The organism is Streptomyces sp. NPDC058534 (assembly GCF_042717365.1).
Lineage (GTDB): Bacteria > Actinomycetota > Actinomycetes > Streptomycetales > Streptomycetaceae > Streptomyces.
The window spans coordinates 36020-47745 of sequence record NZ_JBHXNW010000022.1; the positions used below are offsets into that span (position 1 = coordinate 36020).

Below are 11726 nucleotides of genomic sequence, written 5' to 3' on the forward strand. Positions count from 1 at the left end.
CCGGAGACGATGACCAGCGGCTTCATGGGCCCGGAGGGCGACCCGTTCGCGGAATTCCTGGCACGCTTCTTCGGCGGGCCGAAGCCCAGGCAGATCGACATCGGCCGGCTGCTCAGCCAGCCCGCCCGGGAACTGGTGCGCGGCGCCGCCCAGTACGCCGCCGAGCACGGCAGCCGGGACCTGGACACGGAGCACCTGCTGCGGGCCGCGCTCGCCACCGAACCGACCCGGGGCCTGCTCAGCCGGGCCGGCGCCGACCCCGACTCGCTGGCCTCGCAGATCGACGAGCGGACCGGCCCGGCGCAGCACGCCCCGGGCGAGGCCCCGCCGCCGACGTCGCTCTCGCTGACCCCGGCCGTCAAGCGGGCGCTGCTGGACGCGCACGAACTGGCCCGGTCGACCGGCACCGGGTACATCGGCCCGGAGCACGTGCTCAGCGCCCTGGCCGCCAACCCGGACTCGGCCGCCGGGCACATCCTGAACGCGGCCCGGTTCGCGCCCTCGGGCCTGCCCACGGAGGCGCCGGACGCCGCCAAGGCACGCCCCGAGAGCGCGCGGGCCACGAACACGCCGACGCTGGACAAGTACGGCCGCGACCTCACCGACCTGGCCCAGCAGGGCCGGATCGACCCGGTGATCGGGCGCGAGGACGAGATCGAGCAGACCGTCGAGGTGCTCTCCCGCCGCGGCAAGAACAACCCGGTGCTGATCGGTGACGCGGGCGTCGGCAAGACCGCCGTCGTGGAGGGGCTGGCGCAGCGCATCACCGACGCCGACGTGCCCGACGTACTGCTCGGCCGCCGGGTGGTCGCCCTGGACCTGACCGGCGTGGTCGCCGGCACCCGCTACCGGGGCGACTTCGAGGAGCGGATGAACAACATCGTGGGCGAGATCCGCGCACACTCGGACCAGCTGATCATCTTCATCGACGAACTGCACACGGTCGTCGGCGCCGGCGGTGGCGGCGAGGGCGGTTCGATGGACGCCGGGAACATCCTCAAGCCGGCGCTGGCCCGGGGTGAGCTGCACGTCGTGGGCGCCACCACGCTGGAGGAGTACCGCAGGATCGAGAAGGACGCGGCCCTGGCCCGCCGCTTCCAGCCGATCCTGGTGCCCGAGCCCACCCCCGCGGACGCCATCGAGATCCTGCGCGGCCTGCGGGACCGCTACGAGGCCCACCACCAGGTCCGCTACACGGACGAGGCGCTGGTGGCGGCCGTGCAGATGTCCGACCGCTACCTCACCGACCGCCGGCTGCCGGACAAGGCCATCGACCTGATCGACCAGGCCGGCGCCCGCGTCCGGCTCCAGTCGCGCACCAAGGGCACGGACGTACGGACCATGGAGCGCGAGGTCGACCAGCTGATCCGGGACAAGGACCAGGCGGTCGCGGACGAGCAGTACGAGCAGGCGACCCAGTTGCGCGACCGGATCGGCGAGCTGAAGCAGCGGATCACCGAGGCCGACGGCGGCGGCGAGGCCGACGAGGGGCTGAACCTGGTCGTCGGCACCGAGTCCATCGCCGAGGTGGTGTCCCGGCAGACCGGCATCCCGGTCAGCAGCCTCACCCAGGAGGAGAAGGACCGTCTGCTGGGTCTGGAGTCCCACCTGCACGAACGCGTGGTCGGCCAGGAGGAGGCGGTGCGGGTCGTCTCCGACGCCGTGCTGCGCTCGCGCGCCGGTCTCTCCAGCCCCGACCGGCCGATCGGCAGCTTCCTCTTCCTCGGTCCGACCGGTGTCGGCAAGACGGAGCTGGCCCGGGCGCTGGCCGAGGCGCTGTTCGGCAGCGAGGACCGGATGGTCCGCCTCGACATGAGCGAGTACCAGGAACGCCACACGGTCAGCCGCCTGGTGGGCGCCCCGCCCGGCTACGTCGGGCACGAGGAGGCCGGCCAGCTCACCGAGGTGGTGCGCCGGCACCCGTACTCGCTGCTCCTGCTGGACGAGGTGGAGAAGGCGCACCCCGACGTCTTCAACATCCTGCTCCAGGTCCTGGACGACGGCCGGCTGACCGACTCGCAGGGCAGGACCGTGGACTTCACCAACGCGGTCGTCGTGATGACCAGCAACCTGGGCTCCGACGTGATCACCCGGCGGGGCGCCGGCATCGGCTTCGGCTCCGGCGGCGCGGAGGCGGACGAGGAGGCGCGGCGCGAGCAGGTGCTGCGTCCGCTGCGCGAGCACTTCCGGCCCGAGTTCCTGAACCGCGTCGACGAGATCGTGGTCTTCCGGCAGCTCAGCGGGGATCAGCTGCGGCAGATCACCAGCCTGCTCCTGGAGCAGACCCGCCGCATGGTGCGCGCGCAGGGCATCACCGTCGACTTCACCGACGCGGCGGTGGACTGGCTGGCCGAGCGCGGCTACCAGCCCGAGTACGGCGCCCGTCCGCTGCGCCGCACCATCCAGCGCGAGGTCGACAACGAGCTGTCCCGGCTGCTGCTCGACGGCCGGGTCGCGGAGGGCGGCCGGGTGACGGTCGACGTCGAGGACGGGCGGCTGGCGTTCCGGACGCCGCAGCGGCCCGTCCCCGAACTGTGATCCGCGCTGCCGCTACCGCTACCGCTACCGCTGCCGCGTGGGCCACACCACCATCGCCGAGCCGCCGCCGCGTCGCTCCTTCTCGGCGGCGGCCAGCCACTTGCCGCCCGGCAGCCGCTGCACGCCGGTCGCGGCGCCGATCTCCGGGTTCTCCTTGAAGGAGTGCCCGAGCGCCTCCAGCCGCCCCCGCAACCCGCTGTCGTAGAGGCCGGGTTCGAGTTCGGTCCGGGCGGCGTTGCGCTGGCTGGCGCGCGGGGCGGCGATCGCGTCCACCAGGGGCAGACCGCGGTCGATGAAGCCGGTGAGCGTCTGGAGCACGGTGGTGATGATGGTGGCCCCGCCGGGCGACCCGACCGCGACGACCGGCTTGTGGTGCCGGTCCAGGACGATGGTCGGGGCGATCGAGGACCGCGGGCGCTTGCCGGGGCCGGGCAGGTTCGGGTCGTGGACGGCCGGGTTCGCCGGGGCGAAGGAGAAGTCCGTCAGCTCGTTGTTGAGCAGGAAGCCGCGGCCGGGCACGGTGATGCCGCTGCCGCCGGTCTGCTCGATGGTGAGCGTGTAGGCGACGACGTTCCCCCACTTGTCGGCCACGGTCAGGTGCGTGGTGTTCTCGCCCTCGTACGTGGTCGGTGCGGCCTTGCCGCCGCCCGCGCAGGCGGCCGGGTGCCTGGGGTCGCCGGGCGCGAGGGGGCTGGTGAGCGCCGCGTCGTCCTTGATCAGGCATGCGCGCGAGTCGGCGTACCGCTGCGAGAGCAGTTCCTTCGTCGGTACGTCCTCGAAGGCGGGGTCGCCGACCCAGCGGCCGCGGTCGGCGAAGGAGATGCGGCTGGCCTCGATGAAGCGGTGCAGGTAGCGGGCCTTGCTCGCCTCGGAGAGGTCGGTGCGCTCCAGGATGTTCAGGGCCTCGCCGACCGTGGTGCCGCCGGAGGAGGAGGGCGCGATGGAGTACACGTTCAGACCGCGGTACGAGGTTCGGGTGGGCGCCTGGAACTTGGCCTCGTAGGCGGCGAGGTCCTTGGCGGACAGGTCGCCGGGGCGGGCGTTCCAGCCGGAGTCCGGGTCGACGGGCGGCTCGTTGACGGTGTCGACGATGTCCTCGCCCAGCTCGCCGTGGTAGATCGCGTCGACGCCCTCACGGCCCAGCTCCTTGTAGGTGCGGGCCAGGTCCGGGTTCTTGAACGTGGAGCCTACGACGGGGAGTTGCCCGCCGGGCAGGAACAGCTCCGCGGTGTCCGGGAAGTAGCGGAACCGCTGTTCGTTGGCGGCGGTCTGGGAGCGGAAGGTGTCGTCGACGGTGAAGCCGTGCCGGGCCAGGCGCTCGGCGGGCCTGAGCACGGAGGCGAGCTTCCGGCTGCCCCACTTGTCGAGGGCGCTCTGCCAGGTGACGGGCGTGCCGGGGGTGCCGACGGCGAGGCCGCTGCTGACGGCGTCGGCGAAGGCGATCGGCTTGCCGTTCTCCGTGAAGAGGGTCTCGTCGGCGGTCAGCGGCGCGGTCTCGCGGCCGTCGATGGTCCGCACCGTGCGGGACTTGGCGTCGTAGTAGACGAAGTACCCGCCGCCGCCGACGCCGGCGGAGTAGGGCTCGGTGACGCCGAGCGCGGCCGCGGTGGCCACGGCGGCGTCGACGGCGTTGCCGCCCTTGCGCAGCACCTCGATGCCGGCGGCGGAGGCGTCCGGGTCGACGCTGGCGACCGCGCCTCCGTACCCGACGGCGACCGGGGTCTTCGGGGCGCCGGGGCTGCCGTGGGGCGTGGGCGGCGCCGCGGCCCCCACCGACACCACGGCGGCCGAGACCGCCAGGACCGTCAGATTCCGTGCTACAGGGCGACGCATCCGCACCTCCAGGGAAAGGCCGTTCGGGCAGCTTAGTTGATCGTCATGGTCGCGTCAGGAGTATCAGGGCCGCCACGTGGGCGGATGCGCGGCGGCCCGTCGAACACCGGTACGCCGACGCCCGCCAGCATGCGCGCCCATGACTGACGACGTACGCGACATCGTCCTGGGCGTGGTCGCGGCGGGCATGCCGACGTGGTAGCCGGGCCCTTCGAGGCGTACCCCCGGTCCGTAGAGCCACTGAGGAGACTTCGGGGAGGAACTGCACGACGGCAACTTCATCGCCGACGGGCTGCTGCTGCCCGAACGAACGCCCTCGCCCGCACTGGCCGACGTACGGGCTGTGTTCGCGCCGGTGCGAGTCGAATGGAAGAGTGACGCCGTCAATCGGCACGAGGTCCTGGACCTGACCGGTTTCACGTTGCGGTGGCGCCTTGAGGAGAACGGTACGACCGGCGCCGGCGTTCTGCCCGCCCACCGGCTCGGTCCCCAATCGGTACGGCTGCTGCTCACGTCGGGCGAAGAGCCGGACTTCCGGTAGCGATGACAGCCGCGTCCGGCCGACCGCACTGACGACAGCTGCGGCCTGTCGGCCCCTTCGTCGGACGTACGCGGCTGCGAGAATGTCCCCCGCAACACACGCGTCGCGGACACGAACTCACCACCGATACCGGGGACCGACGCGACGGGGAGCCGTGGGCCGCCGCCGGGGCTTGGCCGGCTTCGCCTTCGTGTCGACGCCGTTCACCCGCACGGCGACCTTCCGCTGCGTCCGCGCCCGGTCGGCCACGATCCTGTAGGACGTGACCTTCCCGTCCCGCCACTCACAGCTGACCTCGTAGCCGCCACGGGCGCGGAGTCCGGTGAACGAGCCCTTGGCCTTCCATTCGTCCGGCAGAGCCGGTAGCAGGTGGATGACGCCGTCGTGGCTCTGCAGGAGCATCTCCGCCACTGCGCCCGAGATGCCGAAGTTGCCGTCCATCTGGAACGGCGGGTGGACACAGAACATGTTGGGCAGCGTGTTGTAGGTCAGCAGTCCGCGCAGCATGATCTGAGCGCGATGTCCGTCACCGAGGCGGGCGAAGAGTGCCGCGCGCCACGGCCAGGTCCACGAGCGGCGGCTGTCGCCCGACACTGTGGCGGCGGTGAACGGGACGCCGTCCTTCTCGCCGCACCTTGCCTTGAGGGAAACGAGGGCGGCGGCCGCGAATTCGGGCGTCTTCGGCGTGATCTGGCGGCCCGGGTAGACCGCGAAGAGGTGTGAGGTGTGGCGATGGATGTCGGTGGGGCTGTCGATGTCTTCCTGCCACTCCTGCAGTTGTCCCCATCGGCCGATCTTGTTCGGTGCGAGACGCGCCTGCATGTCGGCGACCTTGGCCCGGTAGACGGGATCCGCGTCGAGAGCACCCTCGCAGTCGAGGTAGTTCTGGAACAGGTCCCAGATGATCTGCTGGTCGTACATGACGCCGTCCTCGCGCGGCCCGTGCTCCGGGGACCAGCCGTCGGGCGCGACGAGGAGCCCGTCCTCGCGCTCCTTGAGCTGATCCTCCCAGAACTCGCAGATCTCCTTGATCATCGGATAGGCGATGGTGCGGAGGTAGCGCTTGTCCTGGGTGAACGCCCAGTGCTCGTACAGGTGCTGCGCGTACCAGGCGCTCGCGACGGTGTTCCATTCCCACGCGTTGCCGCCGAAGATGCTCTGGCTGGTGCGAGCGGTCCAGCCCCGCGTGTCCTTGCCGAAGGCGTTGCGGGTCGCTGCCCGGCTGGGCACCGCAACCTGCTTGATGAATCCGATGAGTGCCTTGTGGCACTCCGGCAGGTTGGTCGGCTCCGCTGCCCAGTAGTTCATCTGGACGTTGATGTTGGTGTGGTAGTCCGAGGCCCACGGCGGCTGGTTGCTGTCGTTCCACAGGCCCTGGAGGTTGGCGGGCAGGCCGTCCGGACGAGACGAACTGACGAGCAGGTACCGGCCGAAGCCGAACATCGTCTGCTCGAGGGACGGGTCCTGCCCGCCCGCCGAGTATCGTGCCAGCCGGGCGTCGCTCGGCAGGGCGACCACGGCGTCTTCCGATGTCCCCCAGTCCACGGAGACCCGGTTCATGACCGCGCGCATCTCGGCGGTGTGCTCGTCGCGGAGGTCGTCGTAGGGACGGGCGGCCACCTCGGCGAGCGTTTTGGCGACGAGCGGTCCCGGGTCGGCTCCGCGCCACCCGGCGGCCGCATCGAGCTTGTAGTCGGTGCGAGCGTCGAGGAGCAGGGTGAGGGTCGTACAACCGCTGAAGCGGAGCACCGGCCCGTCGGTGCGGAAGTCGCCGTCGGTGTGCACCGCCTCGACGGTGCACGCATGCTTGAGTCCGTTGCCCATGACACCGCGGAATGCGAGCCGTCGGGCGTCGGCGTTGGCCGTCGTGGGGGATCCTTCTTGTGCGGACGCCAGGGAGATGGCTCCGGAGAGACCCTGAGCGCTGTCCGACGTGTACCGGAAGATCATGACGTCGGCGGACCGGCTTGCGAAGGCCTCCCGCACCACGCGCCGCCCGGGCGAGCCGAAGCGGGTGACGTGGACACCGTCGACGAAGTCGAGCGCGCGCTGGTAGTCGACGACCGCGCGCTGCTTCCGCGTGTCGAACCCCTGCCCCTCCAGAGCGATCTGTGCGATCTGGAAGCCGGTGGCGGACGCTCCGGGCGTCAGGGTGAGCCGGTAGGAGCGGTAGGCCGTGCTGTTGGTGAGCCGAAAGGTCCGTGACTCGCCGCGGTCGGCGAAGGGGGCCCCGGAGTTCTGCGTGTCGAGGGTCACCCAGAGGGATTCGTCCTGCGACGCCTCGAGCACCCACCGCCCGGGGTCGTCCTGCGGACGGTCGGGGGCCGCCGTCAGCGTGTACGAGGTCACGACGTTCTTGCGGGGAAGATCGGCCTGCCAGACGACCGGCGACGCGGCGGCGTCGACCCGCCAGACGGTGGCCGGATCGCCGTCCACCGATCGCGAGATGTCCGTGGCCCGGCTACCGCCGCCGGATCCCTCGGAGTGGCCGCTCGGTGACGACAGGTAGATCAGACCACGCCCGCCGAGGTCGACGCCGGACAGACCGATCTCGCTCACCTGGAAGTGGCTCACCCCCGCCTTGGGGACGAAGTCGAACCGGTAGTGGCGGTAGGCCGCGGTGTTGGAGCAGGTGAACTCCTTCTTCTGGAGTCGGCTCTCGAACGGCGTTGCGAGGGAGCGGCGGTCCAGCGTGGTCCAGGTGACGCCGTCCTTGGAGCCGGAGAGCGTCCACGCCTGCGGGTCGCGTTGCGGCACGTCGTTCGCGCTCGTGAGACTGTAGGCCCCGACAGCGACGGCCTCGGGGAGCTCGATCTGCCACTGCACCTTTGAGGGGGGCTCCTCGATGCACCACTTGGTACGCGGATCACCGTCGTGCGTCTTGTCCACACCCTCTGACGCAGACGTGCGGTACGGCCCGCCAGGTGCTGTGACCTGCGGGCGGGGATTGAAGGTCACGACGAGGTCGCCGAAGTTCCGGTACGAGCCGAAGCCGGTCATGCTGGTGTCGAAGGCGCTGTCCGGCTTGCCCGCGAGGGCGTTGTCATAGTTGTTGACTCCACCCCACAGACTCTGCTCGTTGAACTGGATGCGCTCGTTGTCGGGGTCGGCGAAGAGCATGGCGCCGAGCCGGCCGTTGCCGATGGGCAGTGCCTGCGACTGCCAGTCCACCGCGGGGACGGGATACGTCAGGGCTGTGCGGGACAGGGTCGGCCACTGGACGGCCGTCGGCGCGGCGGGCCCGGCCGAGTCGGCGGCGACGGCCTGTCCTGCCGGGGTTCCGCCGGCCAGCTGAGTGATCAGCGGCGCGAGGGCGAGGGCACCGCCGAACTTGAGGACGCTCCGTCGGTGCGGTTGGGGATCATGGATCACGGCAAGGCCTCTCGACATAGTGATCGGTTCTTTCGCTGACAGACGGCGGCGGGTCGGCCGAGGTCCGCCGACCCGGCGCAGGCCTCAGGAGGCCCGGTGGAGCAAGCCGATCCGGTCCGATTCCGCGCCGGTGAAGGTGTTCAGGGCGAAGTGTGGGAACGCCTGTTGCTGTAACCCGTCCACGGAGGTGTGCAGTGCGGCTCCGCCGCCGGAGGCGTGGAAGACGCAGGCGTGCACTCGGCCTCCATCAGCCCTGCGTCCATGGTCTTCGCGGTGGCGGCCGTGCAGGCGTCCCACGAGGAGGGCGGCCCGCCGACGGCCATGGCCGGCCCCCGGGAGTGCGACTCGAAGTCTTCCGTCTGATTGCCTGGCCACTGGAGCATGACCCTCCGCTAGCGCAGAATGATCGGATGACCAGGGATCAGACCACGGTGGATTCGCCCGAGTCAAGGGGTTCAACGGATCAACGGTGCATATAGATCCGATGTAACAGCGCCGATTCCGTGGCCCCCCGCGGGCACCGATCGCCAAGGAATCCGCTCAGCACCGGTCCGACCACCGTAGGGGCCGGATGTCAGTGGCCGATGGCCTTCCCGGTCACCCTGATCGGGACCGGGTCGGACACGATCTTCCGCCCGCCGACGGTGACATGGGCACGGATCTGCGCCTTGCCGCTGCCTACGGCCGTGACGACGCCGTCGGCGTCGACCCGTGCAACCTTCCTGTTGCTGCTCGAATAGGTGATCTTCACGGGGCCGGACGTCTGGTTGTCGCCATTGAGGGCGAGGTCCTCACCGACCACCGTGACCTCGGTCGGATCCATGTTCCGGGTGTTGATCCGCTTGTTGAAGCCGTCCTCGTAGTCGTTGCGGGCAATCGTGATGTCGTCGGCACCGTCGAAGGTGAACAACGGCGCCGTGTACTGCGCGGGCAGCGTCTGGGCGGTCAACCGGGCCGTGTCACCGATGCGCATCCGTTCATCGCCGCCCTGGAGCTTCACCCATGCGTACCGCCTGACGTGGTTGCTCCGGAAGGTCAGGTCCCCGACGCTCCGGCCGGCCACCAAGGTGCCACCGACCATGTCGAACGTGTTGTCCTCGATCAGCACGTTACGGTGCACGGGCTCCCCCGGCACGACCTCTCGGTTGGTCGGATCGAACCAGATCACCGGGCCGGACGGCCGGGCGAAAACATTGTTGCGAATGACCACGTCACGTACCGGGCCCGATTCGAACCACTGGTAGGCATCCGACGAGATGTAGATGCTCGCCATGCTCATTCCGTCGAAGCGATTGCCCTCGATCAGCACCGGCTTGCGTGTCGTGACGAGCACGCCGCGGGTCGGCACCGCCTGGAAGGTGTTTCCGACGATCTCGACGCTCGGCGTGTACGTGATGTTCTCGGCGACGAAGTTCTGCGGGTTGGCGGCGACCGACGCGGGCAACGGCGCGTCCAGGACCACGGTCATGTCGCGGAGGTAGGTCTGCGGGTCCTCCCCCGGCGGCACGGCCTCTCCACTCGGGCCGTCCGCCGAGACCACGGTGGCGGTGGCGCCCGGCACGGCGAGCATCGTGCGCTTGTCGACGAGCTCCACCTGGTCGCCGGGATGGAACTGGGGGAAGCCCGCCGTCTCATGGTGCATGTAGCGCAGCTTGAGGGTCTTCGCCGCGGCCGATGTCACCTGCAGATAGGTGCCGTGCACGTTGATGGGGTCGTCCTGCGGGTTGTCGAAGACGTTGCGGGAGATCCGCACCCTTCCCTTCACGCCCGACATCTGGATGTGATCGGCGAAGGCGGACGTCACACGACCGGTGTCGCGGTCGGCCATGAACTTCACCGAGTCGATCGTGATGTTCTCGCTGAACTGGCCGACCAGTCCGAACCCGTGCAGGTAGCCCAGGTCGAGATGGTCGACTGTGATGTCCTTCGACTCCCAGAACAGACCTCCGGGCGTGTCCCGGGTGGTCTCACGCATCTGGTAGACGTAGCCCTCGTCGGTGGGCCGCGTCGCGTCGTTGTACGTGATCCGCACTCGGCGGTCGCCGAGGTCGACGATGTCCGCGACGTTCCGGAACACGGGGTTGCTGGTCCGCCAGGTCTTGTTGGCTTCGGGATCGTGCACCTGGGAGTAGTTGAACGAGTTGGAGCCGGTCCAGTACGGCGTGCCCGTCGTGGGGCTCAGCTCTCCCGACCACCTGATCGACGTTCCGTCGATGGCGTAGCGGTAGGTGTCCGGGATCGCGATCGTACGGTAGGCCCTACCGTCGGCCACTCCGGACTCGGCCACCGTGATGTCGACGGTCTTGGGCGCCACCCAGTCCTGACTGAAGTCGGTGAACCGCACATCGGTCGATCGGATCGTTGCGAAGATGGTCTGGAACCCGTGGTAGACCAGCTTGGATCCGCCACCGTCGACCACCACGTCGTCCATGTCCTCGATGAGGATGCCGATGTTCTTGGTCTTGACAGCCTGGTTGGTGCCGGAGGTGTTGCTGACGTAGAGCTCCCGCTTGGCGGTCTGCTCGGGCCAGATCTGGTAAGTACCCGGCGAGAAGTAGATCCTGGTCGGACCGTCGAGGGTCTTCGCGTGTGCGATGGCCGCGCGGATACCGGCCGCGGAGTCCCGTCTTCCCGTCGGGTCGGCCCCGAAGTCGGCCACATCGACGACGGTGCGGCGGTCATGCGGCTTGTCGGCGCCGCTCGCTCCTGCCCCCGCCTGCTGCGCCGCAGCCTCGCCTGTCGGCCCGCCCACCGGCGCCGCGTACGCCGATGCGGGTATCGAGAGCAGCGAGGCACTGAGCACGACGGCCAGCGCGGCCGGCGCTGTGACGCGCGCAAGCCGACGGCCGGAGCGTCTGAACGACTTGTCCGTAGCAGTCATGTTGGGAGACCCACGCCCTTCTGTTGCCGTGCATCGATGTGTTCTCTGCGTGAACTGTGAAAGCCGTGCGAGGAGGCGGACGTCAGGGCCCGGCAAGGCCGTAGACACGGCAGGCATTGTGGTGGAACACCGCGTCCTTCTCTCCCGGGCCTAGTGTCTTGGTGAGGCTGTCGGCGACCCCGACGACCGACGTGTAGTCCGCCTGCAGGGTGCAGACCGGCCAGTCGGATCCGAACATCAGCCGCTGTGGTCCGAAGGCGTCCAAGGCGATGTCGGCGTAGGGCTGGAGATCCTCGGTCCGCCGGCTGCCGGGGGCGGCCTCGGTGACCAGGCCGGAGAGCTTGCAGACGGTGTTGGGCAGGGCGGCCAGGCGCCGCAGGTCCGCGCCCCAGGGTTCGAACGCGCCGGTGGCGATGGGGGGTTTGCCGAGGTGGTCGAGGACGAAGGTCAGGGCGGTGAGCCGGGCCGCGGCGTCGGCCCCCGCGGCCACCGGGGGCGGGGTGTCGAACAGGTCGTTCACCACACCCCCCCCGGCGGACGGCGGCAGCCCCCCGGGGTACT

General features: G+C 70.0%; 7 protein-coding genes. 3 read left to right on the forward strand and 4 right to left on the reverse strand.

What is annotated here, in order from left to right:
* The first annotated feature begins 9 nt into the window (after nucleotides 1-9).
* Nucleotides 10-2538, forward strand: a complete 2529-nt coding sequence (locus ACFWR9_RS16110; protein WP_383841709.1) for an ATP-dependent Clp protease ATP-binding subunit — start codon at nucleotides 10-12, stop codon at nucleotides 2536-2538.
* A gap of 24 nt (nucleotides 2539-2562) precedes the next feature.
* On the opposite strand, the gene ggt is transcribed toward ACFWR9_RS16110, so the two are convergent.
* The gene (gene ggt / locus ACFWR9_RS16115) at nucleotides 2563-4371 is read right to left on the reverse strand and encodes a gamma-glutamyltransferase (protein WP_383841712.1); all 1809 of its coding nucleotides are present in this window, start codon (nucleotides 4369-4371) and stop codon (nucleotides 2563-2565) included.
* 355 nt (nucleotides 4372-4726) lie between these two features.
* Here ggt and ACFWR9_RS16120 point away from each other — a divergent pair, with 355 nt between their 5' ends.
* Nucleotides 4727-4912, forward strand: coding sequence for a hypothetical protein (locus ACFWR9_RS16120; RefSeq protein ID WP_383841715.1), 186 nt, complete (start codon nucleotides 4727-4729; stop codon nucleotides 4910-4912).
* Nucleotides 4913-5029: 117 nt separating this feature from the next.
* On the opposite strand, the gene ACFWR9_RS16125 is transcribed toward ACFWR9_RS16120, so the two are convergent.
* Nucleotides 5030-8284 carry a glycoside hydrolase N-terminal domain-containing protein gene (locus ACFWR9_RS16125; RefSeq protein ID WP_383841718.1) on the reverse strand — a complete coding sequence of 1085 codons (3255 nt, stop codon included), beginning with the start codon at nucleotides 8282-8284 and terminating at the stop codon, nucleotides 5030-5032.
* Nucleotides 8285-8500: 216 nt separating this feature from the next.
* On the opposite strand from ACFWR9_RS16125, the gene ACFWR9_RS16130 reads away from it, so the two are divergent.
* A complete protein-coding gene (locus tag ACFWR9_RS16130) occupies nucleotides 8501-8647 on the forward strand; it encodes a hypothetical protein (protein WP_383841721.1) in 147 nt (48 codons plus the stop codon).
* A 211-nt stretch (nucleotides 8648-8858) separates the two neighbouring features.
* Here the strand turns inward: ACFWR9_RS16130 and ACFWR9_RS16135 are convergent, their stop codons facing one another.
* Nucleotides 8859-11165, reverse strand: coding sequence for a glycosyl hydrolase family 28-related protein (locus tag ACFWR9_RS16135; RefSeq protein WP_383841724.1), 2307 nt, complete (start codon nucleotides 11163-11165; stop codon nucleotides 8859-8861).
* An 82-nt stretch (nucleotides 11166-11247) separates the two neighbouring features.
* On the reverse strand, nucleotides 11248-11726 hold a 479-nt coding region (locus tag ACFWR9_RS16140), incomplete at its 5' end, for an amidohydrolase family protein (RefSeq protein ID WP_383841727.1).

What these genes read in the sequence shown, in the direction of transcription:
- ACFWR9_RS16110 (WP_383841709.1), top strand. Translation starts at nt 10, where the DNA reads ATGACCAGCGGCTTCATGGGCCCGGAGGGCGACCCGTTCGCGGAATTC.
- ACFWR9_RS16135 (WP_383841724.1), bottom strand. Translation starts at nt 11,165, where the DNA reads ATGACTGCTACGGACAAGTCGTTCAGACGCTCCGGCCGTCGGCTTGCG.
- ggt (WP_383841712.1), bottom strand. Translation starts at nt 4,371, where the DNA reads ATGCGTCGCCCTGTAGCACGGAATCTGACGGTCCTGGCGGTCTCGGCC.